Origin of the sequence: Croceitalea sp. P059, assembly GCF_031846365.1 — a bacterium.
Taxonomy (GTDB): Bacteria; Bacteroidota; Bacteroidia; order Flavobacteriales; family Flavobacteriaceae; genus Croceitalea; species Croceitalea vernalis.
The window spans coordinates 125,251-150,476 of record NZ_JAVRHW010000003.1 but is presented as its reverse complement, the minus strand read 5'-3'; the positions used below and the strand labels follow the sequence as shown (position 1 = coordinate 150,476).

The following is a 25,226-nucleotide window of genomic DNA, read 5'->3' as shown; positions in this document are numbered from 1 at the left end:
AGACTACTACATCATTTCACCAAAGAAAATAGCGTTCATTAATAGTTTGTTTGTACCGTACCAGAAAGCTCTAAAATTAGTGTTATCTGTGAATAAAATCACCTTGCCTTGACCCATACGATTTACCTTAAAAGGCACACTGTTTTTTATGAGTTCTGCATTTTCCTCAGATATATAACCACTTTGTAGCGGACTGTTAGTGTACTGAATAGGATTATTATAGCTATTCTTGTCTGCTTTAAGATAAATGTTCGTATTTCTAAATAGCGAAATTTTATCATTCTTATACCCAAAGTTAATTGGATGTGAGCGGTCTAATTTCGCTTCGAAAATTGCACCGCCAGTCACTTGGGCTCCTAAAAAATCTCTTCTTTCTTCAAAAGAAATGTTTTTGGCTATTAAAGTGTCTTTTTTCATTTCGAGTTTCATGAACTCATATTTGTTAAACCAATTGGCAGTATTCCTATATCCAATAATGGTTCCACCTTCTTTCACCCATTTCTTTAGTTTCTCTGTATTTGATTTGTTGACCATATTACTACCCCAGCCACCAGGCACAATGATATCAGTGTAGTGACTTAAATCGGAACCGCTTAAATCTCGAGTATCTAGTTTAGTTAACTTCATTTGATAACGCGTGTCAAAAAGATGCCAAATTTCACCCGCATCATATGAACGAATTCCGTCGCCAACTAAAATGGCCACTTGTTGTTTTTTAATAGGGTCAAAATCATTGCTTCCTAAATCAATTCCTTTTGTAAGACCTGTCGAAACTGCGTTAATATTTAAATAACTTTCTTCCGCAACTTCTTTCAAAAAATCATAAAGTTCTTTTCCATCAAGTTTTTGATTTTGAACAGGAATCATTATCGTACCATAATCATAGTTTTTGCCTTGTAACGAAAAAGGTGATTTTGCCGTTTTGGCTCTTAAACCTTTTTCAAGTATTCTATTAAGTGCTTTCGGTGTATAATACTCATTCCATTCAAAGAGATAAGCGTAAGTACTTTGACCACTAACCGAGCTTTTTAAAGGTTTAAAATCTGTAATCTGTGCTCCTGCATTGGCTAATGAAGTGATTTCCGCATAGTCTACATTAAATGCTAATGGAAATGTCCAAGCCGAAATATCATAAAAAAGACTATCAGTAAACGTCGTACGCTTTTCGAACATCGCTTGTATTAGTCTTGGGTTTTTTTGATTGATGGGCACTATATAACCTGCTCCTTTTTTATAGGCCTTTCCGCTAATAGTTACATCATTTGCTAAATCATGAAATTTAATTTGATGACGGTTCAAAATTTCGGCTAAGTGCCAAGCTTTTGAGGCATCTTTACTATCACCAAAAACATAACCTTTAGTTTTACTTCTGGCTGCTTCATTTTTGATATCAGTATAGTATTTTCTTTGATAATCTAGAATTTTACTACGCATGTTTTCTGCTGCTTCAATGGTTGATAGTGCAGTAGTAAATTGATTACGAATCGTAAATGGAAAAGTTAAAATACCATTTTCGCTTTCTTGAATATGACCTCTAGAACTGCCTTGCTCAAATAAGATGCCAATACTTCCATTAACATCAGGAAAGGTGGAACCTTTACCATAATAGTAGTCATCATAATTTTCTTCAGAGTAATACAAAGAACCTATTTTGTCTAAGGCCTTTGCATGGTAAGTACCTATTTCTGTAGTCAATTCTTGATTAATTTTCGGAGTTAACGGATTAACACGAGTGGGTTCACCTGGTTGAAAGAAAAAGGTTGAGTTAGTACCCATTTCATGATGATCAGTTAAAATATTGGGTAACCATTTGTGAAAGGTTTTTATTCTAGCTCTACTTTCCGGTAATTGTACTGGTAACCAATCACGGTTCATGTCAAACCAATAATGATTAGTTCTACCCCCTGGCCATACTTCAGAATATTCTCTATCGTTCTTGTCAGGATTAAGATTAATACTGCGATTGGTGTTAGCCCAATACGCAAAACGTTGTAGACCATCAGGGTTAAAACTTGGATCTAGTAATATCACCATATTATCCAATTTTGCTTCAATTTCTGGACCTTGAGCAGCTGCCAAATAATAGGCATAAGCAAGAGAAGCATTAGAGCCACTAGGTTCATTACCATGAATTGAAAAGCCTTGATAAACAACTATTGGCATTTCAGCTGTATTCATATTGCCAGAACCACTTTCAGTTAATGCAATGTGGTCTTTTCTAATTTGATCAATATTTTGATGATTTTTAGCAGATGTAACGGTTAATAATAAAATAGGTCGCCCTTCAAAAGTTTCTCCTCTTGTTTCAATAGTTATACGATTACTTGCTTTAGCAAGTGTTTGCATGTAAAACATGAGCTTGTCATGAGTTACATGCCATTCGCCTACTTCATGACCAATTACTTCCGCTGGTATCGGAATTGATTCATCATAGCTGATGTTTTTAGGTAAGTAATAATCAAGTGTGATTTTTTCTTGAGCAAGTCCAATAACATTTATAGCCAAGAATGCGATTACTAGTATTTTTTTCATTTTAGGTGGTTTGAATTAGCATTTCTAAAAATAAAAAACGACCTGCGTAAACAGGTCGTTTGTTCTGATTATTTTAACTTTTTACTAAATGTCATCAAAACTTACATCCGTAAAATTACCTGATGTAGTTCCGCTTTCATCAGTAGAACTTTTCGGAATGTCTTCTTCCTTTTTAAAATCTTTTTGGTGACGTTCAGAAATAACCTCGGTTCCTTTTTCATCTATAATGTAAGTCATCATTTCTTCCATGATGTCTTTAAAAGCGTGAAAATCTTCTTTGTACAAATAAATTTTGTGCTTTTTGTAATGAAAAGAGCCATCATCGTGTGTAAACTTTTTACTCTCTGTTATAGTCAAATAATAATCTCCGGCCTTTGTACTTCTTACATCAAAAAAATAAGTCCTTCTGCCTGCTCGTAAGACTTTGGAGTAAATTTCTTCCTGATCCATTAAATCTTTTTCGCTCATAATAGGTTTAGTGTTTTATAATAGGGGAAACATTGTAATCTATCAAAAATGTAAAAAAAAAGCTAATCCAGCAACTTTTTTGCTATTCTTTCTCGGTAAGTTGATCCAAGTAAAGTTGTTGATAGTAGCCTTCCGTATTGTTTAATTCTTCATGATTTCCTTCTTGTAAAATACTGCCATCTTCTAGGATAATAATTTTATCTGCATTTTTAGCAGAAGAAACTCGATGGCTAACAATTAGTGTGGTTTTGTCTTCTGAAGCCTGTTTTAAATTCTTTAAAATTTCTTCTTCAGTTTCAGTGTCGACAGCAGATAAACAGTCGTCAAAGAGATAAATTTTTGGACTCTTTAATAAAGCACGAGCTATTGAAACTCTTTGCTTTTGTCCTCCACTCAAGGTGATTCCTCTTTCGCCTAGTACGGTGTTATATTGATTTGTAAATGCCATAATATTTTCATGAACGACAGCATTTTTAGCAACAGTTTCAATTTCATCTATGACTGCATCTTCTTTACCAAATCGAATATTATTTTCAATAGTGTCTGAAAAAAGAAAAGCATCTTGAGGAACAGCGCCAATTGAGCTTCTAAGGCTATTAAGGTTAACTTTTTGAATCGGAGTGCCATCTATTAAAATTTCACCTTTAGTGGTATCGTATAATCTGGCAACCAAATCAAGAATAGTTGATTTGCCTGAACCTGTCTTGCCTAAAAATGCTACCGTTTCTCCGGGTTCAATAGTAAAAGAAACATTTTTAAGGGCTGTAATATTTGTATCCTCATAAGTAAAAGAAACATTCTTGAATTCAATTTTTCCCTTTACCTCATTTGTTGTCAAAACTTCATTTTTAATAGTCGGTTGTTCCTTTAAAAATTCATTTATTCGTTTTTGGGAAGCTTCTGCTCGTTGTACAATTGAAGTGAGCCATCCAACAACTGCTACAGGCCACGTTAGCATATTCACATATAAGATGAATTCTGCTATAATACCCAGTCCAATTTCACCATTAATATATTGTTTGCCGCCGATATAGATTACAAACAAATTACTAATACCAATTAATAGAATCATCAAGGGAAAAAACCAAGCATTAACTTTTGCCAAGTCCATACTCGTATTTTTACCTTCTTCGGCTAAATCATAAAGGTCATTGTTAATTGATTCCTCTAAATTATATGCTTTAATAACCGAAACCCCAGAAAAAGATTCTTGAGTAAAAGTTGAAAGTTTAGATAAGTATTCTTGAACTTTTGTGCTACGCTTATGAATAATCTTACTGATTTGGTAAATCAAAACAGAAAGAATAGGTAAGGGTATTAAGGTATAAAATGCGATAGTAGGAGCCTTAATAAACATTAAAGGTATAAGACAAACAAATAGCGTTAATGTTTGAATGCCGTACATTATTGCTGGTCCGCCATACATGCGAACTTGGGTGACGTCTTCACTAATACGATTCATTAAATCGCCAATTCTATTTCTTTTATAAAAGTTGAGATTTAAATATTGATAATGGTCGAAAACCTCGTTCTTTAAATCATATTCAATGTACCTTGATACGTTGATTATAGTTTGTCGCATCAAAAAAGTGAATAAACCAGATAGAAGAGCAGCCCCGATAATTATAAGTATATATTCAAAAAGGAGGCCTTTTACAATGCTGCCTTCAATATTGCCATCAACAAATTCTTTAATAGTATCAACGGACTTACTTACATAAGAAGGCATAATAAGAGAAAATACCCTCGCGATAATCGTAATTATAATTCCTAAAAGAAGTTTAAATCTATACTTTTTAAAGTATTTATTGATATGCCTAAGTTCTTGCATAAAAGATGTTCGCGGTTTCTTGGTTTAAGACAAGTCTCAAAGATATGGGTTTGAAGAACAAACTAATGTTATAAAACTGATAAGATAAAAAAGAACCATAGGTCTAATAGAAATATAAGCTTACTTTTGCCTCGTAAAATTTCACCAATCATCTAAAGTTCTTTAAAAATGCTAACCAGACGGCATATTCGAGTAAAAGTGATGCAATGTATATATGCATTGATTCAGTCAAAAGACAATGCTCTTGAGAAACAAGAAAAGTTTCTAAAAGTTAGTATTGAAAATACCTATACCTTATATCTTCTAATGTTGAGTCTTTTGATAGAATTACATCAAATGGCTAATAAACACGTGGTTCATGCCACAAAGAAATATTTAGCTGACACTACGGACTACCCAGATAAAGAGAAATTTGTAAATAATAGGCTTTTACTACAATTAGCTGAAGACGAGAATTTAAAATCCTTATTAGAAAATAAGAAAATTCAAAATTGGTATTTGAATGAAGAATATGTGAAGATTATTTTTAAAGAAATTATGTCAAGCAAAATGTATGAAAGATACATGATGTCTGAAAAAGACAGTTTTGAAAATGACGTGGATTTTATTATTGCCTTATTCAAAGAAACAATAGCTCCCAATGAAAAAATATATGAATATTTTGAAGATGATAAATTAACTTGGGTAGATGACATTCCAATTGTAAATACCTTTTTAGTTAAGCGTCTTAAAAAGTCGAAGCCGAACAATCCAGTGAATTTTTTTACTCCGGCATTGTTAAAAGACGATCAGGATATGGTTTTTGCTAACGATCTTTTGGTGAAGACCTTATTAAATAATGAAAAGTGGGAGAAAGAAATAGAAGGTAAAACTCCTAATTGGGATAAAGATAGAATTGCCGAGATTGATTATATATTATTAAAAATGGCAATTTGTGAATTGCTTAATTTCTCTTCAATACCTGAAAAAGTCACCATCAACGAATACTTAGAGATTGCTAAAGAGTACTCTACACCAAAGAGTAGTATTTTCATTAATGGAATTTTAGATAAGTTGGTCAAAGAGTACAAAACAGATGGGAAATTACAGAAAATAGGTCGCGGCTTGCTTTAATACTATAATAAAGAGTAATTCGTTATTTTTGTATAAATAAAAATTTATAATAATGAAAAGAACAGTAACTGCCTTAAGTGTTATCGCACTTTTGTTTATTTCAATGTCTTGTAAAGAAAAAGCAACAACAAAAATTGTAGCTGATAATGTAGAAACTGCTACTGAAAGAGATGAGGTTGCCAAAAAAATACCTGTGATGTCTTTTGATAAGTCAGAACATGACTTTGGTCAAATCGTTCAAGGAACACCACAAGAAACTATTTTTACTTTTACCAACACTGGTGATGCACCGTTAATCATTACCGATGCTAAAAGTAGTTGTGGTTGTACAGTGCCTCAATACCCAAAAAATACACCAATCGCTCCAGGAGCCTCAGGCGAAATGGTTGTGAAATTTAATGGTGCAGGTCAGAATCAAGTGACTAAAACTATTACGGTTACAGCAAATACTCAAAAAGGTTCTGAATTATTAAGAATAAAAGCTTTTGTTAACCCTAAAGGTGCTGCTCCTTCTGGACCAGTAAAAAGCTAAAAAAATTATATGGAAGGATTAGGACAGTTTTTTCCGCTAATACTGATTTTTGTTGTGGCTTATTTTTTTATGATAAGACCACAAATGAAACGTCAGAAGGATGAAAAGAAATTTGCGGAAGCTTTAAAAAAAGGAGATAAGATAATAACCAAAAGTGGACTGCATGGTAAAGTAACGGAATTAAATGACAAAGATGGGTCTTGCGTTATTGAAACAATGGCTGGTCGTTTAAAATTTGATAAAAGTGCCATTTCAATGGAAATGAGCAGAAAGCTGAATCCTGCTCCAGTAAAGAAATAAAATTCAATTAAACATTGATTTTTAAGCACCTGTGTTAACAGGTGCTTTTTTTATGTTCAATTATTTGGTATCTTTTTACGAAGACAAAACACTATGGATAACCGCAGGAATTTTATCAAAAAGAGTTTTATTTGCAGCACTAGTTTGGGGGCCTCACTACTTTTTCCAGTCGAATTATTAGCAACTGTTCGTAATAAGGTAAGTCCAAATGATACTATTCAAGTCGGTCTTATTGGGTGCCGTGGTATGGGCTTTACAGATTTAATTTCCATGCTTAAGATAAGTGAAGTTAAAGTGGTTGCTCTTTGTGATGTTGATAAAAATGTCTTAGAATCTCGTTCCAATGATTTGAACAAAGCTGGAGTCAAAAAACCAAAATTGTACCAGGATTATAGAAAACTTTTAGATGACAAAGATGTTGATATTGTTATCATTGGAACCCCAGATCATTGGCATTGTCTGCAATTAACAGATGCCATAGCTGCAGGAAAGGATGCATATTGTGAAAAACCTATTGCTAATTCTATAGCCGAGAGTAAGACAATGCTAGATTTTGTTAATGCAAATAATAGTATAGTGCAGATTGGCCAATGGCAAAGGAGTCAGCCCCACTTCGTTGATGCTATCGAATATGTTCACTCGGGTAAATTAGGTCAAATTCGTTTGGCAAAAGCATGGGCTTACCAAGGATGGATGAAATCAATACCAGTTTTACCAGATAGTTCGGTACCAAAAGGAGTTGATTATAATATGTGGCTAGGGCCGGCTTTAAAAAGACCTTTTAACCCAAATCGATTTCATTTTAATTTTAGATGGTTTTGGGATTACGCTGGAGGATTGATGACGGATTGGGGGGTGCATTTAATGGACTATGCGCTTTATGGAATGAAAGCAGGAACGCCTAAATCTGTGATGGCTTTAGGAGGTAAATTTGCATATCCAAATGATGCCCAAGAAGCTCCTGATACTTTGCAAACCGTTTATGAATATGATGACTTTTCAATACTTTGGGAGCATGCAACCGGTATTGATGGAGGTAATTATGGCCGCGATCATGGTATTGCTTTTATAGGAAATAATGGAACATTAATACTTGATAGAAGTGGTTGGGAAGTTATTCCTGAAGATGAGCGAGAAGATTGGGATAAAAATTTAGGACCAAAAATAGATGCTATTCCTCTACAAACAAATCAAGGTAATGGTTTGGATTTGCATACCAAGAATTTCATAGAATCTGTAAAATCAAGAGACAGATCTACTTTAAATGCTCCTATTGAAGTAGGCTACGATACTGCTTTAGTATGTCATATGGGAAATATTGCTTATAAATCAGGTAATAGAATTTACTGGGATAAACAGAAAGGGATTTTTGATAATGCAAAAGCAAATGAACTAATTATACCAACTTATCACAATGGTTGGAACATTCCTAAATTTTAGAGATGTACCAAATCAACAGTTTTTATACTTATCATTAAGTCCAATGCCTTGCTTAATGAGTGTTATAGATTTTTCAAGACGATTTATTTTGGTTTTCTCTTGCTTTGCAGTATGAATGTATTCGCAATATTCATTTTGTTTGTATGTAGATAATTTACCAAATGCAGTTTTTGCTTTTTCATCTTTAGACAAAGCCTCAGCTAACAACAACGGAATTTCAAGTTGTTTAGCTTTTTTCTTTGATGCCACGAGTACTTTGCCTTGTTTTTGATTTTCAATGGCTTCCTTTATATAAGCTAAAACAAGTTTTTTATCAATGTCCTCAATAGCTTTAAATTTCCAATGCCTCATGGCTTTTGTTTTTCCTTCTTGAGCATTTTCTAAAACATTAAAAGGATCGTTCAAAAATACTCCGTTAAAAAACCAAATGCCGAAATGACTTTTAAACTTACAAATTGCGAAAATGTTTTTACTGTTAATAGTGTAAGTAGGAAATTGCCATTTATAAGTTTCTTCTACTGGCGTGCTTAGGGCAATAGTTCTCAGAGCCTCAATCCCTGTTTGGTAATGGTGCTCTTCGTTAAAATAGGAAGCTATTTTTTCTAACTTGTCCATTTATACTTCTTAAAAGTTTTCAATTCAAGATAGCAAATAGTTTTTACCTTAAAACTTCTCTCCGGTTAGTTGACAAATTTTAACTATTGTCTTTACCGCTTTTTGCATGCTTTCTAAAGGCACATATTCATATTTTCCATGAAAATTATGACCTCCAGCAAAAATATTAGGGCAGGGTAAGCCCATAAAACTTAATTGAGAACCATCAGTACCACCTCTTATAGGCTTTATGATAGGTTGAATACCTAGTTGTATCATGGCTTCTTCGGCAATTTCAACAATATGATAGGCCGGTTCAATTTTTTCTTTCATATTGAAATATTGGTCATTAATTTCAACTATGACTGAATCGGGGCATTTTGAATTTATTTTTTGGGTAATATCTTTAATCAAATCCTTTCGAGCCTGAAATTGTTCTTCATCATGATCACGAATAATTAATTCAATTTTGGCCTGTTCAATTTCTCCACTGATATGGTGAACATGAAAAAATCCTTCAGTGCCCTCGGTAGTTTCTGGCGTTTCTTCCGGTGGTAAAAGGCTTAAAAATTGATTTGCTAAAACAAGAGCATTAATCATTTTGTCCTTTGCATATCCTGGGTGAACACTTTTGCCGGTTATGGTGATTTTTGCTCCTGCGGCATTGAAATTTTCATATTCCAATTCTCCAACTTGACTACCATCTATAGTATAAGCCCATTCAGCACCAAATTTTTTTACATCAAACTTATGGGCCCCTCTTCCAATTTCTTCATCAGGGGTAAAACCTACCCGTATTTTCCCGTGTTTAATTTCAGGATGTTGAATCAGAAATTCCATCGCCGTTATGATTTCTGCGATACCTGCTTTATCATCTGCTCCAAGTAAAGTAGTACCATCTGTGGTGATTAAAGTTTGTCCTTTATATTGCAGTAGATCTTCAAAATATTCTGGCGACAGAACTATGTTTTTTGTGGTGTTTAAAAGTATTTCTTTCCCATCATAATTTTCAATTATCTTTGGTCTAACATTATAGCCACTGAAATCAGGTGTGGTATCAAAATGTGAAATGAAGCCAATGGTTGGAATCTCCTTTTCCATATTACTAGGTAAGGTTGCCATGATATAAGCATTTTCATCAATAGAGACTTCTTGCATTCCAATTTTATGTAGTTCTAAAACCAGTTTTTTTGCTAAAACCCATTGTTTTTCAGTGCTTGGTGTTGTGTTTGATTTGGGGTCGCTTTGGGTGTCAATAGTCACATAATCTAAAAAACGGGGTAGTAGTTTTTCCATCAATAAATGCTTTTCATCAAAAATAATGTTTATTCGACCGTAAATATTCGAATTCGTTATTTTCACTTAGTATATTTCGAAGGTTTAATTTGAGTTCATTTGAAAGAACAACTACTTTTTATATTCTCCATATTAATATTCTTCTCGTCCTATGCACAAGAAGATTGCTATTTAGGTATTGGTGGTAAAGATGATGTCATTATTACAGAAGTTTTTGAATTAACAGAAGAACAAACTGAAAATTTAAAAAATTGGGGTGCTGAGCTGAAGTTCAGAAATGAAATTTTTGAATTAAAAGCAAATAATCTTCTTAAGAATCATGCCCAAGCTTCACCGGAAGATTTACTTAAAATGTCTTATAATTATAAAGCTCTACTAGATAGTATGGCGGCAAATATGAGGTTACTAGACAAACGTATGTTAGGCACATTTACTAATAAGCAGTATAATGTATATATCATGCTCTGTAATCAATTGTCGAGGAGTCCGATTTACACCTCAAGGTCAGTGAACGAATAATTCATATTTTTATAACCTACTCTTTTTATAGTTTCTATTTTTGCAAAAAATTAGTCTTAATGTATAAGTTCGTTATCCGCCCAATTGTTTTTTTACTTGATGCGGAGACTGCCCATTATTTTTCGTTTACTATGATTCGTTTTTTTTCTAAAATTGGTTTAGGACTAGTTTTTAGAAAGCTATTTGTGGTTAATGATAAAAGGTTAGAACGTGAGGTTTTTGGATTAAAATTTAAGAACCCTATCGGTCTTGCGGCTGGTTTTGATAAAGATGCTAAATTATATAATGAGTTTTCAGATTTTGGTTTTGGCTTTATTGAAATAGGCACCTTAACGCCAAAGCCACAACCAGGCAATCCAAAGAAGAGACTGTTTAGATTGCTTGATGACCAAGCTATTATTAACCGAATGGGCTTTAATAATAGTGGGGTTTTTGATGCTGTTGAGCGATTAAAAAAGAAGCACCGAGTATTGGTTGGTGGCAATATTGGAAAGAACAAAGTCACTGCAAATAAAGATGCCGTTAAAGACTATCTCATCTGTTTTGATGCGCTTTTTGAGCATGTTGATTATTTTGTAGTCAATGTAAGCTCGCCGAATACCCCTGGTTTGAGAGAACTTCAAGATAAGAAACCACTATCTGATATATTACATAAGTTGAAAAGGGCCAATATTAAGAATGCTCAAAAATTTGCTAAAAATGAAAAACCTATTTTACTTAAAATAGCTCCAGATTTAACAAATGAACAGCTAATAGATATTATTGATATCGTCAGAACTACTAAAATTGACGGCGTCATCGCTACCAATACTACAATTGCTCGGAATCATTTAAAATCTCATTTAACCTTGGCTGAAGAAAAAGGAGGATTAAGCGGTAAGCCTTTGACAAATAGAAGCACTGAAGTAATTCGGTTTTTATCAGAAAAGAGTAAAAAGGCTTTTCCCATTATCGGGGTAGGTGGTATTCATTCTGCTGCAGACGCTCTTGAAAAAATAGAAGCAGGTGCTGATTTAATTCAGTTATATACTGGATTTGTTTATGAAGGACCTAGTTTGCTAAAACAAATCAATAAGGCTATCTTGAAAAAGGAATCATAAGTCTTTTTCAAATGAAGTCATTTACTTTAATCATTCTTATTTTTTGCTCGCTAAGCGTTTGTTCGCAGAAGTCAAAAGAACCCAAAACTGAATTTTCTAAAATGTACTTGCCAGTATGGCAGGAAGCTAAAATGCATTGTTTGCAAGTGGCTAAAGCGATGCCTGAAGATTTATATACTTATAGACCCACTGCAGAAAGTAAAAGCTTTGCAGAACAAATGGTTCATATAGGATACACTATTGAATTATTGACTAAAAGATATGTTGAAGGATTAGAAGTAAAACCAAACAGCCCTGATGCTGGTAAAATGAGTAAGCAAGATATTCTATTGCTTCTAGAAAAGGGATTTGATTATACCACCAATGTAATTGTGACTATAACACAAGAAAAACTAGACGAAACTTGTATTATGTACCATAGTGGAAATACTGTAAGTAGAGCTTTTGCTCTTTTCTATGTACAGGATCATATGGCAAACCATAGGGCAAAATCGAATCTTTATTTGCGAATGAATAATATTAAACCGCCAGAATATACTTGGTAGCCTATTTGGTCCAGTAATCTACCACGGTAACATCTTCAATGAATGGTGAAGCAATAGTTACAAAGGCTTGATGCTCTGGATGTGGTAAGTAAATAGCCCTGTCTTTTTCAGATTTAAAAGTAACAAAATAGCAATGAGTAAAGCCCTTGTTTAGGCCTTCTGGGCTATTGTTTAGTCCCCACTCATATGCTTTAATTTCTTTGATTTTTGAAGGTAACGCATTAAAACTAGTTTCTATTTCTTTCAACTTTTCTGCAGAAGTGTCTTCTTTGAACTTAAAGAGCACTACATGCCGTAACAAGCTATCTGCTTCTTGTTTATAATTATTTTCACTGAACTCAGTAAACTTTGGGTTGTCATTGGTAATAAAGGCAGAGCTGATCATAATGATTATGCCTATAAGCAGAAGATTGAAAGTAAATTTTTTCATAAATAGTTTTTGATTATTTCAGATGAAAGATACAATTATAGTATTTCGTATTTTCAAGAATTAAAACAAAACAACTCTATTGAACTACGAAATTCTTATCGCTTTCATATTTGCAACTGCCGCTTTGGCAATTTCACCTGGTCCAGATAACATTTTTGTTTTGGTGCAAAGTATTGCAAATGGTAAAAAGTATGGTTTAGCAACAACAGCAGGTTTAATGACCGGTTGTTTAATTCATACTACTTTATTGGCTTTTGGAGTATCAGTTTTAATAAAGGAGAACGAGTCATTATTTTTTATAATTAAACTTTTTGGAGCTTTATATCTTTTGTTTTTAAGCTATAAAGTTTTTAAAAGTGATGCTCATATTGATTTTCCTAATCAAACGGGTACAAAAAAAAGTTTTGGAAAATTATTTCAAACTGGGTTTTGGATGAATGTCCTGAACCCTAAAGTGACAATATTTTTCTTAGCTTTTTTTCCTGGATTTCTTTTTAGTGAAAGTTTAAACACAGTTATTCAGTTTTATGTCTTGGGTTTTCTTTTCATAGGGGTCTCGTCAATTATTTTTGGATCTATAGCTATTCTAGCAGGTAAAATTTCCAAGTATATTACAAAAAACAGTAGTGCAGGGGTGTTTCTAAAGTGGATGCAAATCATGGTTTTTATATCGATAGCAGTTTATCTATTGCTATCGGATAAATAAGCTTAATTTTATCATATGTCGAAGGATAAAGTTAAAGTAATTGAATGCCCAAGAGATGCCATGCAAGGTATCAAAACCTTTATTCCAACAGAACAGAAGGTCAGGTATATTCAGTCTTTATTAGGTTGTGGCTTTGATACTATTGATTTCGGCAGTTTTGTTTCTCCTAAAGCTATTCCACAAATGGTAGATACTGCCGAGGTTTTAAATAGCTTAGACCTTACTAAAACCAAAAGTAAGTTGTTGGCTATTGTTGCAAATACTAGAGGAGCTAATGATGCAAGCAAACACGAGCAAATAAATTATTTAGGTTATCCTTTTTCTATATCAGAGAACTTTCAAATGCGTAATACGCACAAAACTATTGAAGAGTCTGTTGAAACGTTAAAATCAATATTAGAAATTGCCAATTACGCCAATAAAAAGGTGGTTACTTATATCTCTATGGGTTTTGGAAACCCCTATGGTGACCCATGGAATGTTGAAATAGTTGGGGAGTGGACAGAAAGACTTGCCGAAATGGGAGCCAAAATACTTTCTTTGTCAGATACAGTAGGTACTTCAACACCCGAAGTTATTGAATATTTGTTTTCTAACTTGATTCCAAAATATCCTGAAATAGAATTTGGAGCACATTTACATACGACGCCAACTAAATGGCACGAAAAAATAGCAGCAGCTTTTGAAGCAGGTTGTCGAAGATTCGATGGTGCTGTGCAAGGTTTTGGTGGATGCCCAATGGCTAAAGATGAATTGACGGGTAATATGCCCACAGAAAGAATGCTATCGTATTTTACGAAAGAAAAAGCCGAGTCAGGAGTAAACTGGATGACTTTTGAAGCAGCATATAATAAGGCAACTGAATTATTTGGTGCTTATCATTAAAAAACGCCCAATAAAAATTGGGCGTTCAAAGCCGTATAAAAGACAATTTTAAATCTTATTAATAACGAATTTCTAATCCTCCAAAAATTCCAAAAGGCATTCCAGGTCTTAGACCTGCAGGTACTCTAGCTACTGCATAAGTCTCATCTAAGAGATTCATCATATTGGCCGTTACTGCGATGTGCTCGCCCAAACGATATTTACCACCTAAGTCCAGAATTAAATTTGAAGCTACTTTTTCATTTTCTGGAATTCTTCCGGTACCAGCTTGCGTTCTGAAAGCACCATTAAAACGACCATTAAAGTTTATTTCATACTTCTCGTGTTCAAAAGAAATAGTAGTGTTTAGTTGATGCTTTGAAAGATAAGGTAGCTCGTCTCCAATTGTAACTTCTCCCCAGATATCATTCTCACTTCCGAAGCTATTTAAAAATTCTGTATCGGTCAATGTGTAGCCTATGGTGATTGGTAAAACAAACCTTTCTGAATTTGGTAATAGATTATAATTTAGTAATACCTCGAGACCTTGTACTTTAACTTCACCAGCATTAAATTGATCTAGTGATCCTGTGCCTCCGGAAGCAGCTAAATCACTCCCCAATAAATTACTATAATCATTAAAAAAACCAACTATTTCACCGGTTAGTCCTCCATAAGAAAATCGTGTGCCTAATTCGTAGTTAATGCTCTCTTCCGGTTTTTCACCTTCTTGGTTACTTGGTGGAGAAAACCCCTTATGCACTCCGCCGAATAAAGATAAGTTTTCAAAATTATAATTGAATCCTACTCCCGGTATAAAGACATCAACTTTATTTTCGCGTTCTGTTAATTCAACCCCTGTTCTTTCAATATCATTAGTTCCGTAATTCATTCTACTAAGGGTAATGTTTTCATAACGAATGCCAGGGGTTAATGTTAAATCTTTATACTTAAGTTTATATAAAGCATAAGACGAAAAAGCTTTTGCATCGCTAATTCTGTTCGCATTAGTGCCTGGGGTGCCTGCACTAGTTATTTGCATAATACCATTTATTAAACTGTAGTCATCTACCCATTGAAAGCGGTCTTCTTCATCAAAATGATAGCGCAAGCCCACTTCTATATCATGAAAGGTATTTTCACCTGTCCAATGATAGTCTAGTTTAGTTTGTACTCCGGTAGAAAGATAATTTCTATTATTGGCTTTTACCCCAAGTACATCGTTATCGCTGGTATTGGCAGCACCACTAACAATATCATAGTAAGAAGCGAAGGTGACGGGGTCCTCTATGATATTAGCAATTCCTTGATTTTCTCCATTTACTGATACATAATCTAGTTTGTACCAATTACGACTAAAATCATTATAGTACCCAACAGTGGTTATTCTAAAGTAATCACTAAATTTTAAGGTATGAGTTCCCATGAATTGGAGATGTTCCGTATTCATTTGATCAACTTGTGAACCGGAGTACCGGCGAAACGGAGATATAATAAAATCAGTTTGTGTTAATCCTAAGTAGGTTTCATCAGAGGTTTCATCTGCGTATTGAAATTTAACCTCAAACTCGTGGCCCAGTTTCGCCTCTGGATTGGTGTTAACCTTAAATTTAGCTACTAAGTCGTTTTTGTCAAACCCAGTATCAGCGCCATTATCAAGCTCTTTAAATCCATTAGAATTATAGTTAAGATACTCAACGGAATACCCGAAATTCTTTTTGCTATCACCTAACTGTGCATGAAGGCGACCACTTTGAAAACTTCCATAACTAGAGTTGATGAAAATTCCAAAATCATCAGGAACTTCAGTAGATAGCATATTAATTGCACCTCCTGTGGTATATGGACCGTATTGTACTTGACTACTTCCTTTCAAAATTTCTACAGCCTGCATTCTTGCAATTGTTGGAAAGTAGTAGGCTGAAGGCGCACTATAAGGTGCCGGCGCTATTAAAACTCCATCTTCCATTAGCGTTATCTTTGAACTACGTTCCGGTGAGGTACCTCGTAAACTAATATTAGGTCTAAGGCCGAATCCATCTTCCTCATACACATTGACGCCTGGAACACTTCGTAATGTTCTATTAACATCGGTATAATTGAATTTCTTTATTTCTTCTGGTGAAATATAATAAGCAGATCCAGTTCTATTTTTTGCCTCGAATTTGCTACCTAAAATGACCTTGGCTGAAAGTACCACTTCCTTTAAACGAATTGAATCGATTAGCTGACTTTGATTTTGCTGTGCAAAAGAGTAAAAAGTAGCTATAATTAATGATAAACTTATCTTTTTGAACATTTGTTTTAATTTAGACTGATTAAGAATAATGATACAAATGTAAAAGAGGTTTCTATAAAAACAAAGTTTATTTAGATTAATTAAAAATAATAAAACATTAAGTTTTCATTAACAAGGAATTAGAGCTAAATTTTAACTTTTAGAACTTAAAGGCAACATTAGGTGTTTCTAAAACACTAACTAAAAAACAGTATCTTTGCACGCAATTAATCCGTAATTGCAATGGAAGCTCACCTAAACAAAATTCTCGGCGAAGGCCTTACATACGATGATGTTCTTTTAGTGCCAGCCTTTTCAGAAGTGCTACCTAGAGAAGTCAGTATTCAATCAAGATTTACTCGTAACATAACGATTAATGTTCCTATTGTATCTGCTGCTATGGATACTGTTACAGAAAGCCGAATGGCAATTGCTATAGCTCAAGAAGGTGGTATTGGAGTTTTACACAAGAACATGACCATTGAGCAACAAGCAATTAAGGTTCGTAAAGTAAAACGTGCTGAAAGCGGAATGATTTTAGATCCGGTTACAATGCCTCTTAACTCAAAAGTAAGTGATGCTAAGGCAAATATGAAAGAGCATAGTATTGGCGGTATACCAATCGTTGACAATGGCGGTAAGTTGATTGGAATTGTTACTAATCGAGATTTACGTTTTGAAAAAAATAATGAAAGACCAATTTCTGAAGTGATGACCTCAGAAAACTTGGTAACTGCTGCCGAGGGAACTTCACTTTCTGAAGCCGAAGATATTCTGCAAGAACATAAGATTGAAAAACTACCTGTGGTTGACGCCAACTACAAATTGGTTGGGCTAATTACTTTTAGAGATATAACTAAATTGACGCAAAAGCCGATTGCTAATAAAGACATGTATGGTCGTCTCCGTGTCGCAGCTGCCTTGGGTGTTACTGGTGATGCAGTCAATAGGGCAGAAGCCCTTGTTAATGCAGGAGTTGATGCGGTTGTTATAGACACAGCTCATGGACATACTAAAGGTGTTGTTGCAGTTCTAAAAGAAGTAAAGAAAAAATTTCCTCAATTAGACGTTATTGTTGGTAATATAGCCACCGGAGAAGCTGCTAAATATTTGGTAGAAGCCGGTGCTGATGCGGTTAAAGTGGGTATTGGACCTGGCTCTATTTGTACCACTAGAGTAGTAGCCGGAGTTGGATTTCCACAGTTTTCTGCTGTACTTGAAGTTTCAGCAGCAATCAAAGGCTCCGGTGTGCCGGTAATCGCAGATGGAGGTATAAGATATACAGGTGATATTCCTAAAGCAATCGCAGCAGGCGCTGATACTGTCATGCTGGGTTCATTGTTGGCTGGAACAAAAGAATCTCCTGGTGAAACTATTATCTACGAAGGACGTAAATTCAAAAGCTATCGTGGTATGGGCTCTGTAGAGGCTATGAAACAAGGATCAAAAGACCGGTACTTTCAAGATGTGGAGGACGATATCAAAAAATTAGTTCCTGAAGGAATTGTAGGTCGGGTGCCATACAAAGGTGATCTTTTTGAAAGCATACATCAATTTGTTGGTGGTTTGCGTGCGGGTATGGGTTATTGTGGTGCTAAAGACATTGAAACCCTAAAGGAGACTGGTCGTTTTGTGAAAATTACAACTAGCGGAATCAATGAAAGTCACCCACATGATGTTACGATTACCAAAGAAAGTCCGAATTATAGTAGGTAATTAGCGCTAAATTTCCTCTAAGTCTTTAATTTGAATTCTTCTAAATCATTTGCCTATGTTTGCTGTAGTTAGCGACATGCAATAATGAATTTCATTGAAAACCCTATTTATGTTTTAACCGTCTTAGCACTTATGGTGCTGCTATCGCTCTATGCGGCAAAAAAGAAATGGGGAAAACCTTTTGGTGCGGCCCTTTTAGTTATTGTTTTTACTGCTATCGTAGCCAATTTTAAATTAATTCCGTCTGCTTCGAATTCTATTCCTTTGTATGATGTTATTTTTGGTTATCTAGCGCCAATTTCAATTTTTTATTTACTATTGGGAGCTAACTTAAAATCTATTAAAAAAGCAGGCGCGCCCATGATAGGGCTTTTTCTAATCGGGTCTTTAGCGACTGTATTAGGAATATTGGCCTCATGGTATCTAATTTCGCCGCAAAACGTTCTTGGCGATGATGGCAAAATCTTGGCAGGTATGCTTACAGGTACTTATACCGGTGGTAGTGTTAATTTTAATTCTGTGGCCTTGGCTTATGATTTTCAAAAAAAAGGAACTCTCTATGCAGGTGCGATTGCAGTAGATAATGTAGTTACCGCTATTTGGGTTGTAATTACAATAGCTTTTCCAGTAATACTACGAAAGCGCTTTAAAGATAAAAAGCTTAGTACTGAAAATAGGACTAATGAATTGAATAAGGAATCCTCTATGGATTTAAATTCCTTTGCTTGGTTAATTTTTATAGGATTAAGTTCATTCTTGGTTTCGGAGTTTGTTTCTATCTGGTTGCCGAGTATTCCGTCAATAATTACACTTTCAACAATTGGAATAGTTTTGGCTCAAACCCCCTTTATTTCTAAACTTAATGGTTCACATGAACTAGGGTTATATTTAGTTTATTTGTTTTTAGCTGTGATTGGAGCATATTGTGAAGTTGGAGCTGTAGTAGCTCTAAAAGAAGTTGGGTTAACACTGCTCTTGTTTACATCAATAGCAGTACTTATTCATGGTTTACTAATAATAATTTTGGGAGGTTTATTATTCAAAGATTGGGACATGATTTCTATTGCGAGTCAAGCTAACGTTGGTGGAGGGACGTCGGCAATTGCCCTAGCAGAAACTTTTAATCGCAAAGAATTAATACTTCCAGCTATTCTGGTAGGTACTTTAGGAAATGCCTTAGGAACTTATCTAGGTTTTATGGTAGTGGCTATATTGTAAATTACTTACCAATACCTGTATACGATTTCCAATCCTTGTCTTTATAGATATCATCTCCAAAATAACGAGCAATCTGAAGAAAAGGTTCTACTTTTTGATACCCGGGTACGGGAGAAAGCATTTTTAATTTTTCATCTAAAAAGATTACCGTCGGGTAGCTCATTTTTCCTTGTAGCAGTGCTGCCGCAAGTTCGTGGTAACCACGTCTTCCTTGAGGAACAAATTTGAAAGTTCTGCCATCATATTCAATGGGTTCTTTACCTTCAGCATCCATTTTGACCATATAAAAGTTTTGGGCCATGTAAGCAGCTACCTCAGGATTTTGAAAGGTTTCTTTATCCATTTTTTTGCACCAGCCACACCAATCGGTGTAAACATCAATAAAAATCTTTTTTGGATTCGCATCTGTTTTAGATAAGGTTACAGCTTCATCCCAAGATACCCATTGCACCTGTTGAGCGGTCAATGTAACGGTAAAAAATAAGCCTGTGATAACTAAAAACTTCTTCATAATTCCGCTTTCTTTCTATAGTCCGAAGACTATATCAAAACTAACGAAAATTGTGCTAAATTATTTCGCGGTCACTTTTTCTACTTTTTCTTCAAAAACTTGAGATATATCAACCTGATTTTTAAGTATATCATCAAATGTTTCTCGCTCGCGAATTAGGTGGGCTTGATTTTTATAAAATAATACTTCGGCTGGACGATATCTAGAATTATAATTACTTGCCATAGTAAAACAGTAAGCCCCAGCATTTTTAAAGGCTAAAATATCACCTTCTTTAATTTCATTTATACGACGATTGCTACCAAAGGTATCTGTTTCACAGATGTAACCAACAACAGAATAATAGCGTTCTCGACCATCAGGATTTGAAATATTTACAATTTCATGATTAGAGCCATATAGCATTGGGCGAATTAAGTGATTAAACCCAGAATCAACACTAGCGAATACTGTTGATGTAGTTTGTTTAACAACATTAACTTTAGCTAAAAAATAACCAGCTTCACTTACTAAAAACTTGCCCGGTTCAAATGCTAATGTTAATTGTTTTCCATACTCTTCACAGAATTCATTAAAACGTTGTGTTAGCTTTTTACCTAATTCTTCGATGTTAGTTTCAATATCCCCAGTTTTGTATGGTACTTTAAAGCCACTACCAAAATCAATAAATTCGAGGTTTTTAAAGTTTTTAGCAGTTTCAAAAAGAATTTCAGAAGCATAAAGGAAGACATCAATATCTAAGATATCACTCCCTGTATGCATATGAATTCCATTGATATTCATGTCTGTCAATTCAACGATACGTAATAAGTGTGGAATTTGATGGATACTTATACCGAATTTAGAATCTATATGACCGACAGAAATGTTTGAATTACCGCCTGCCATCACATGTGGATTAATACGAATACAAACAGGAATATCTGGATGTTTGCTACCAAATTGCTCCAAAACAGATAGATTGTCGATGTTGATTTGAACTCCAAGTGCAGCAGCTTCTTCAATCTCTTCTAAAGAAACACCATTTGGGGTGTAGATAATTGCCTCAGGTTTGAAACCTGCTAATAGGCCAAGTTTTACTTCTTGTATTGATACCGTATCTAAACCACTACCTAAACTATTCATTAATCTAAGTACAGCAATATTCGATAATGCCTTACAAGCATAATTCAAACGTAAATTTTCTACGCCATCGAAAGCGTTCGTAAGTCTTTGGTATTGTGAGGTAATTTTATCGGCATCATAGACATAAAGTGGTGCACCGTAATCTTCAGCAATTTTCAACAATCTATTAGAATCCATAATACCAATTTTTATCAAATTTAAAATAGGTTTTCATGTGAAACAAGAAATTATTCAGATAATTAAATAAATACAACAAATTGTTATAAAAATAACAAAGTGTAAAGTTGTCCTATTGTCTACTTGTTCTTATTTTAGAAAAAAAATATTTGCACTAATGAAATTACCAATGTTTCCATTACAATCTGTTTTCTTTCCTGGAGAGACTGTTCCTCTTCACATTTTTGAAGAGCGTTATCAAGAATTAATTAAAGATTGTCGTAGTGAGGCCATAACTTTTGGAATTCCTGTTTACATTGATAAAAAAATTGAATTTGGAACAGAAGTACAATTAGTAGAAGTTGTAAATACTTATGAAGGTGGTGAAATGGATGTGGTTTGCGTAGCTAGACAGGTTTTTAAAGTTGTTTCTTTTGAGAATGAAATGGGAGATAAGCTTTATGCTGGGGGCGAAGTAGAATTTTTAGAGGCTAATAATGATGCGGATGAAAATTTGCGTTCTGATGTGCTTGAAAAAATTGAAGAGTTATATCAATTAATGGCTGTAGAATTGCCAACGGTCCCAGCCGATAAATTTAATAGTTATGCTTTTGCACATAAAATGGGATTATCTTTTGATCAAGAATATGAATTGTTGCAACTTACCAATGAAATCGAAAGGCTTCATTTTATTAGACTTCACTTAGAATCAACTATTGCTATTTTAAAACAAATAAATACAACAAAAGCTGTAATTGAGATGAACGGGCACTTTAAGAATTTTGATCCTTTAGATTTTGAAGATTTTAAGGTGGACTAAGGTTTTTGGTTTCATTTGTATTCAATTCTTTTGTAGATAATTATTAAATCTACTACTGGTTCCCTATTTTTGTGGCCAAATAAAATTTTACATTCATATGAACCTTCACGAATATCAAGGTAAAGAGATTTTAGCAAGTTTTGGAGTACGTATTCAACGTGGTATAGTTGCTCATAATGCTAAAGAAGCGGTAGATGCAGCTAAGCAGTTAACTCAAGAAACAGGTACTGGGTGGCATGTTATTAAAGCTCAAGTTCATGCAGGAGGCCGTGGTAAAGGTGGTGGTGTTAAATTAGCTAAAAACTTAAAAGAAGTAGAAGAAATAGCTGGAAGTATTATAGGTATGAATCTAATAACACCTCAAACTTCGGCTGAAGGCAAGAAGGTTCATCAAGTACTTATTGCGGAAGATGTGTATTATCCCGGTGAATCTGAAACTAACGAATTTTATATGTCGGTTTTACTTAATAGAGGTACGGGCAGAAATATGATTATGTATTCTACTGAAGGAGGTATGGATATTGAGGAAGTTGCAGAGAAAACACCTCATTTGATATTTACAGAAGAGATTGACCCTGCTGTTGGATTAATGCCTTTCCAATCAAGAAAGATTGCTTTTAATCTTGGGTTATCAGGCACTGCTTTTAAAGAGATGACCAAATTTGTTGCGTCATTATATAAAGCTTATGTACAAAGTGATTCAAGTATGTTTGAAATCAATCCAGTTTTAAAGACTTCGGATGACTTGATTATGGCGGTTGATGCTAAGGTTTCTATTGATGATAATGCATTATATAGAAGAAAACAATATGCTGAAATGCGTGACCTAAGAGAAGAGAACGCTATAGAGGTTGAAGCAAGGGCTGTAGGGCTTAATTACGTTGATTTAGACGGTAATGTAGGTTGTATGGTGAACGGAGCTGGTTTGGCTATGGCAACAATGGATTTAATTAAGATGGCTGGCGGTGAACCTGCAAACTTTTTAGATGTAGGTGGAACAGCAGATGCAAAAAGGGTAGAAGAAGCTTTCCGTATTATTTTAAAGGACACCAATGTCAAAGCTATCTTAATAAATATTTTCGGCGGAATTGTCCGTTGCGATAGAGTTGCACAAGGAGTGGTAGATGCTTATAAAAATATGGGTGATGCTATTAAGGTTCCGATTATTGTTAGATTACAAGGTACTAATGCTAAGTTAGCAAAAGAGATTATTGATAATTCTGGATTAGCAGTTCATTCTGCTGTTCAGTTTCAAGAAGCTGCTGATAAAGTAAAAGAGGTGTTAGCTTAAGCTAAATTTCTCAAACTATAATTGAAAGGGTGATGTTTATGTAACATTGCCCTTTTTTTGTTTTGATAGTGAACTGAATGAATTATTTATTTAAAAATATCAATTCCAATCAATCCATGAATTTTCCATAGTTATTGTTAAGAACAGGTATCAATCATTTATATAGGTAGTCAAGTTTGAAATATGCTTCATAAGTGAATTCATTGTTACCAAATTTATTAAAGTATTAAATAGCACTTTCACCTTAGTATAGTCCTTCTTTTCAATCTAATTTTGAACAGGAGTAAGAAATAGGGAATTCGATAAATTATTGTTAAAAAATACACATCATGTAACAATTTCTTTTTTTGAACGTCTTTATAATATTACATCATCAATCAATTATTAATCAATCTCCTAAAAAATAATCGGAGATAAAAACAACAAGTCATGAGAAAAATTAGCCTAGTATTGGTTGCTGCTACTATGTTTGCAGCTGTTAACGTATCAGCAAATAGTAATGCTGAACCTGTAAATCCTACAAAAAATTTATCTACCCAAATTCATCAACTGTTAGAAAGTAATTCTTTTGACGTTGAAGAAGATTTAACTGCGAAAGTGCAATTTACTATCAATAAGGATGGTGAGATTGTTGTTCTATCTGTTGATACAGTAAATGATTCTTTAGAAGGCTTTGTTAAAGGGCGTTTGAATTATAAAAAAGTAGATGCCATTGATTTTAAAGAAGGCAGAACATACACAGTTCCTGTGAGAATAGCTGTATAAAGTATAGTTATTTGAATTAGCTGAAAAATCCTGAAAACATTCAGGATTTTTTTATTATACGAAATCCAGTTTCTTGCAGTTATAATAAAGTAACCCTTTCTTTATGAATACCTACCAAGACAAACTAAGTGTATTGAGTGAACTCATAGCCTTTGCTAGAGTTGATCATCAAATTAAAGAATCAGAATACGATTTTCTTCTTAGTGTAGCTAATCTACTTGAAATAAAAAAGGCATCGTTGGATACTTTGTTAAAAGAAAAAGCCTCTATCAAAACACCAAAAACAGAATTGAAAAAAATCGTTCAATTTCATCGTTTGTTATTATTGATGAATGTTGATCAAGAACAGCATAAAAAGGAGATAGAGCAATTGCACAATATCGGACTTTGGATGGGGCTAAGGCCATCAGCTATAGGCCAGGTACTTGAAATAATGCATAAATACCCTAATAAAATGGTACCGCCAGAGGTACTCATTAATATCTTCAAAATACATCAAAATTAGACAAAGTGTCATTATGGCATTTCCATCTCAAGAAAACAAGTCAAAATGACAGTTGTTTCTTGTTGGTATATCTTTTGACTATGTATTGGTGATAATAATTTTAAAATTTATTCACCATGAGTTTAGTTAAAAGAAACAATTTAATATTCCCAAGTTTAATGAATGATATCTTCAATCCTGATTGGTTTGGTGGTATTGAAAACATGAATCATAATATTCCTGCAGTAAACATTAAGGAGAATGATAGTGACTTTGTCATTGAATTATCTGTACCTGGCTTTCAAAAAGATGATTTTAACATTGAGTTAGACAACGATGTGCTTACTATTTCATCTGATTTAAAGAAAGTGAACGAAAACAAAGATGGAAAGTTTACCAGAAAAGAGTTTTCACATACTTCATTTAAAAGAGCATTTACACTGCCTAAAACTGTAGATGGTAGCAAGATTAATGCACAATATGAAAGTGGAATTTTAAAGCTGTTAGTACCAAAAAAAGAAGAAGCTTTGCCGAAACCAAAGCGTTTAATTGAAATAAGATAAGTGTATTATGGGGCCAATTTGGTTTTCAT

The 25,226-nt window shown here is 34.0% G+C and carries 25 protein-coding genes; 16 read left to right on the top strand and 9 right to left on the bottom strand.

The window, feature by feature from the left end; all coding sequences use genetic code 11:
• Window positions 1-6 precede the first annotated feature (6 nt).
• From RM542_RS10825 to RM542_RS10815, 3 genes are all read right to left on the bottom strand, one after another.
• A complete protein-coding gene (locus tag RM542_RS10825; protein ID WP_311385767.1) occupies window positions 7-2,532 on the bottom strand; it encodes a M14 family zinc carboxypeptidase in 2,526 nt (841 codons plus the stop codon).
• A gap of 84 nt (window positions 2,533-2,616) precedes the next feature.
• Window positions 2,617-3,000 (bottom strand): PUR family DNA/RNA-binding protein, encoded by a 384-nt coding sequence (locus RM542_RS10820; protein ID WP_311385766.1) that lies wholly within the window; start codon window positions 2,998-3,000, stop codon window positions 2,617-2,619.
• An 82-nt stretch (window positions 3,001-3,082) separates the two neighbouring features.
• The gene (locus RM542_RS10815) at window positions 3,083-4,831 is read right to left on the bottom strand and encodes an ABC transporter ATP-binding protein (protein WP_311385765.1); all 1,749 of its coding nucleotides are present in this window, start codon (window positions 4,829-4,831) and stop codon (window positions 3,083-3,085) included.
• A gap of 168 nt (window positions 4,832-4,999) precedes the next feature.
• Between RM542_RS10815 and nusB the strand changes: the two genes are divergently transcribed.
• From nusB to RM542_RS10795, 4 genes are all read left to right on the top strand, one after another.
• Window positions 5,000-5,944: a transcription antitermination factor NusB gene (gene nusB / locus RM542_RS10810; RefSeq protein WP_311385764.1), complete on the top strand. Its 945-nt coding sequence runs from the start codon at window positions 5,000-5,002 to the stop codon at window positions 5,942-5,944.
• Window positions 5,945-5,996: 52 nt separating this feature from the next.
• The gene (locus RM542_RS10805; protein ID WP_311385763.1) at window positions 5,997-6,476 is read left to right on the top strand and encodes a DUF1573 domain-containing protein; all 480 of its coding nucleotides are present in this window, start codon (window positions 5,997-5,999) and stop codon (window positions 6,474-6,476) included.
• Window positions 6,477-6,485: 9 nt separating this feature from the next.
• Window positions 6,486-6,776, top strand: a complete 291-nt coding sequence (gene yajC, locus RM542_RS10800; RefSeq protein ID WP_311385762.1) for a preprotein translocase subunit YajC — start codon at window positions 6,486-6,488, stop codon at window positions 6,774-6,776.
• 93 nt (window positions 6,777-6,869) lie between these two features.
• The gene (locus RM542_RS10795) at window positions 6,870-8,216 is read left to right on the top strand and encodes a Gfo/Idh/MocA family oxidoreductase (protein WP_311385761.1); all 1,347 of its coding nucleotides are present in this window, start codon (window positions 6,870-6,872) and stop codon (window positions 8,214-8,216) included.
• 12 nt (window positions 8,217-8,228) lie between these two features.
• On the opposite strand, the gene RM542_RS10790 is transcribed toward RM542_RS10795, so the two are convergent.
• Window positions 8,229-8,831, bottom strand: a complete 603-nt coding sequence (locus RM542_RS10790; RefSeq protein WP_311385760.1) for a DUF1801 domain-containing protein — start codon at window positions 8,829-8,831, stop codon at window positions 8,229-8,231.
• 48 nt (window positions 8,832-8,879) lie between these two features.
• Window positions 8,880-10,106 carry a peptidase T gene (gene pepT / locus RM542_RS10785; RefSeq protein ID WP_311385759.1) on the bottom strand — a complete coding sequence of 409 codons (1,227 nt, stop codon included), beginning with the start codon at window positions 10,104-10,106 and terminating at the stop codon, window positions 8,880-8,882.
• A gap of 99 nt (window positions 10,107-10,205) precedes the next feature.
• On the opposite strand from pepT, the gene RM542_RS10780 reads away from it, so the two are divergent.
• Genes RM542_RS10780 through RM542_RS10770 form a run of 3 tightly spaced genes read left to right on the top strand, consistent with a single transcriptional unit; the run spans window position 10,206 to window position 12,270 of the window.
• Entirely contained in the window at window positions 10,206-10,625 is a 420-nt protein-coding gene (locus tag RM542_RS10780; protein ID WP_311385758.1) for a hypothetical protein, read from the top strand.
• Between the two features lie 59 nt (window positions 10,626-10,684).
• The gene (locus RM542_RS10775) at window positions 10,685-11,725 is read left to right on the top strand and encodes a quinone-dependent dihydroorotate dehydrogenase (protein WP_311385757.1); all 1,041 of its coding nucleotides are present in this window, start codon (window positions 10,685-10,687) and stop codon (window positions 11,723-11,725) included.
• An 11-nt stretch (window positions 11,726-11,736) separates the two neighbouring features.
• Window positions 11,737-12,270, top strand: a complete 534-nt coding sequence (locus RM542_RS10770) for a DinB family protein (RefSeq protein WP_311385756.1) — start codon at window positions 11,737-11,739, stop codon at window positions 12,268-12,270.
• Between the two features lies 1 nt (window position 12,271).
• Here the strand turns inward: RM542_RS10770 and RM542_RS10765 are convergent, their stop codons facing one another.
• Window positions 12,272-12,700 carry a Dabb family protein gene (locus tag RM542_RS10765; protein WP_311385755.1) on the bottom strand — a complete coding sequence of 143 codons (429 nt, stop codon included), beginning with the start codon at window positions 12,698-12,700 and terminating at the stop codon, window positions 12,272-12,274.
• A 79-nt stretch (window positions 12,701-12,779) separates the two neighbouring features.
• Between RM542_RS10765 and RM542_RS10760 the strand changes: the two genes are divergently transcribed.
• Together RM542_RS10760 and RM542_RS10755 are read left to right on the top strand one after the other, a co-directional pair.
• A complete protein-coding gene (locus tag RM542_RS10760; RefSeq protein WP_311385754.1) occupies window positions 12,780-13,406 on the top strand; it encodes a LysE family translocator in 627 nt (208 codons plus the stop codon).
• Between the two features lie 15 nt (window positions 13,407-13,421).
• Window positions 13,422-14,291 (top strand): hydroxymethylglutaryl-CoA lyase, encoded by an 870-nt coding sequence (locus tag RM542_RS10755; RefSeq protein WP_311385753.1) that lies wholly within the window; start codon window positions 13,422-13,424, stop codon window positions 14,289-14,291.
• Window positions 14,292-14,349: 58 nt separating this feature from the next.
• On the opposite strand, the gene RM542_RS10750 is transcribed toward RM542_RS10755, so the two are convergent.
• Entirely contained in the window at window positions 14,350-16,569 is a 2,220-nt protein-coding gene (locus tag RM542_RS10750) for a TonB-dependent receptor domain-containing protein (protein ID WP_311385752.1), read from the bottom strand.
• A gap of 222 nt (window positions 16,570-16,791) precedes the next feature.
• Here RM542_RS10750 and guaB point away from each other — a divergent pair, with 222 nt between their 5' ends.
• The gene (guaB, locus tag RM542_RS10745) at window positions 16,792-18,264 is read left to right on the top strand and encodes an IMP dehydrogenase (protein WP_311385751.1); all 1,473 of its coding nucleotides are present in this window, start codon (window positions 16,792-16,794) and stop codon (window positions 18,262-18,264) included.
• A gap of 84 nt (window positions 18,265-18,348) precedes the next feature.
• Window positions 18,349-19,482, top strand: a complete 1,134-nt coding sequence (locus RM542_RS10740; protein ID WP_311385750.1) for a DUF819 family protein — start codon at window positions 18,349-18,351, stop codon at window positions 19,480-19,482.
• A 1-nt stretch (window position 19,483) separates the two neighbouring features.
• Here the strand turns inward: RM542_RS10740 and RM542_RS10735 are convergent, their stop codons facing one another.
• Together RM542_RS10735 and lysA are read right to left on the bottom strand one after the other, a co-directional pair.
• Window positions 19,484-19,993 carry a DUF255 domain-containing protein gene (locus tag RM542_RS10735; RefSeq protein WP_311385749.1) on the bottom strand — a complete coding sequence of 170 codons (510 nt, stop codon included), beginning with the start codon at window positions 19,991-19,993 and terminating at the stop codon, window positions 19,484-19,486.
• Window positions 19,994-20,053: 60 nt separating this feature from the next.
• Window positions 20,054-21,295, bottom strand: coding sequence for a diaminopimelate decarboxylase (gene lysA / locus RM542_RS10730; protein WP_311385748.1), 1,242 nt, complete (start codon window positions 21,293-21,295; stop codon window positions 20,054-20,056).
• Window positions 21,296-21,452: 157 nt separating this feature from the next.
• Here lysA and RM542_RS10725 point away from each other — a divergent pair, with 157 nt between their 5' ends.
• The 5 genes from RM542_RS10725 to RM542_RS10705 all read left to right on the top strand — a co-directional run bounded on the left by RM542_RS10725 (window position 21,453) and on the right by RM542_RS10705 (window position 25,197).
• Window positions 21,453-22,094, top strand: coding sequence for an LON peptidase substrate-binding domain-containing protein (locus RM542_RS10725; RefSeq protein ID WP_311385747.1), 642 nt, complete (start codon window positions 21,453-21,455; stop codon window positions 22,092-22,094).
• Window positions 22,095-22,191: 97 nt separating this feature from the next.
• The gene (gene sucC, locus RM542_RS10720; RefSeq protein WP_311385746.1) at window positions 22,192-23,385 is read left to right on the top strand and encodes an ADP-forming succinate--CoA ligase subunit beta; all 1,194 of its coding nucleotides are present in this window, start codon (window positions 22,192-22,194) and stop codon (window positions 23,383-23,385) included.
• 429 nt (window positions 23,386-23,814) lie between these two features.
• The gene (locus tag RM542_RS10715; protein WP_311385745.1) at window positions 23,815-24,150 is read left to right on the top strand and encodes a hypothetical protein; all 336 of its coding nucleotides are present in this window, start codon (window positions 23,815-23,817) and stop codon (window positions 24,148-24,150) included.
• Window positions 24,151-24,253: 103 nt separating this feature from the next.
• Window positions 24,254-24,655: a TerB family tellurite resistance protein gene (locus tag RM542_RS10710; RefSeq protein ID WP_311385744.1), complete on the top strand. Its 402-nt coding sequence runs from the start codon at window positions 24,254-24,256 to the stop codon at window positions 24,653-24,655.
• A 116-nt stretch (window positions 24,656-24,771) separates the two neighbouring features.
• Entirely contained in the window at window positions 24,772-25,197 is a 426-nt protein-coding gene (locus RM542_RS10705; protein WP_311385743.1) for an Hsp20/alpha crystallin family protein, read from the top strand.
• Window positions 25,198-25,226: the final 29 nt, after the last annotated feature.

Bases quoted from the DNA above. Each gene is read 5' to 3' on its own strand.
- RM542_RS10825 (WP_311385767.1), bottom strand. From the start codon at position 2,532: ATGAAAAAAATACTAGTAATCGCATTCTTGGCTATAAATGTTATTGGA.
- RM542_RS10820 (WP_311385766.1), bottom strand. From the start codon at position 3,000: ATGAGCGAAAAAGATTTAATGGATCAGGAAGAAATTTACTCCAAAGTC.
- RM542_RS10815 (WP_311385765.1), bottom strand. From the start codon at position 4,831: ATGCAAGAACTTAGGCATATCAATAAATACTTTAAAAAGTATAGATTT.
- nusB (WP_311385764.1), top strand. From the start codon at position 5,000: ATGCTAACCAGACGGCATATTCGAGTAAAAGTGATGCAATGTATATAT.
- RM542_RS10805 (WP_311385763.1), top strand. From the start codon at position 5,997: ATGAAAAGAACAGTAACTGCCTTAAGTGTTATCGCACTTTTGTTTATT.
- yajC (WP_311385762.1), top strand. From the start codon at position 6,486: ATGGAAGGATTAGGACAGTTTTTTCCGCTAATACTGATTTTTGTTGTG.
- RM542_RS10795 (WP_311385761.1), top strand. From the start codon at position 6,870: ATGGATAACCGCAGGAATTTTATCAAAAAGAGTTTTATTTGCAGCACT.
- RM542_RS10790 (WP_311385760.1), bottom strand. From the start codon at position 8,831: ATGGACAAGTTAGAAAAAATAGCTTCCTATTTTAACGAAGAGCACCAT.
- pepT (WP_311385759.1), bottom strand. From the start codon at position 10,106: ATGGAAAAACTACTACCCCGTTTTTTAGATTATGTGACTATTGACACC.
- RM542_RS10775 (WP_311385757.1), top strand. From the start codon at position 10,685: ATGTATAAGTTCGTTATCCGCCCAATTGTTTTTTTACTTGATGCGGAG.
- RM542_RS10770 (WP_311385756.1), top strand. From the start codon at position 11,737: ATGAAGTCATTTACTTTAATCATTCTTATTTTTTGCTCGCTAAGCGTT.
- RM542_RS10765 (WP_311385755.1), bottom strand. From the start codon at position 12,700: ATGAAAAAATTTACTTTCAATCTTCTGCTTATAGGCATAATCATTATG.
- RM542_RS10755 (WP_311385753.1), top strand. From the start codon at position 13,422: ATGTCGAAGGATAAAGTTAAAGTAATTGAATGCCCAAGAGATGCCATG.
- RM542_RS10750 (WP_311385752.1), bottom strand. From the start codon at position 16,569: ATGTTCAAAAAGATAAGTTTATCATTAATTATAGCTACTTTTTACTCT.
- guaB (WP_311385751.1), top strand. From the start codon at position 16,792: ATGGAAGCTCACCTAAACAAAATTCTCGGCGAAGGCCTTACATACGAT.
- RM542_RS10740 (WP_311385750.1), top strand. From the start codon at position 18,349: ATGAATTTCATTGAAAACCCTATTTATGTTTTAACCGTCTTAGCACTT.
- RM542_RS10735 (WP_311385749.1), bottom strand. From the start codon at position 19,993: ATGAAGAAGTTTTTAGTTATCACAGGCTTATTTTTTACCGTTACATTG.
- lysA (WP_311385748.1), bottom strand. From the start codon at position 21,295: ATGGATTCTAATAGATTGTTGAAAATTGCTGAAGATTACGGTGCACCA.
- RM542_RS10725 (WP_311385747.1), top strand. From the start codon at position 21,453: ATGAAATTACCAATGTTTCCATTACAATCTGTTTTCTTTCCTGGAGAG.
- sucC (WP_311385746.1), top strand. From the start codon at position 22,192: ATGAACCTTCACGAATATCAAGGTAAAGAGATTTTAGCAAGTTTTGGA.
- RM542_RS10715 (WP_311385745.1), top strand. From the start codon at position 23,815: ATGAGAAAAATTAGCCTAGTATTGGTTGCTGCTACTATGTTTGCAGCT.
- RM542_RS10710 (WP_311385744.1), top strand. From the start codon at position 24,254: ATGAATACCTACCAAGACAAACTAAGTGTATTGAGTGAACTCATAGCC.
- RM542_RS10705 (WP_311385743.1), top strand. From the start codon at position 24,772: ATGAGTTTAGTTAAAAGAAACAATTTAATATTCCCAAGTTTAATGAAT.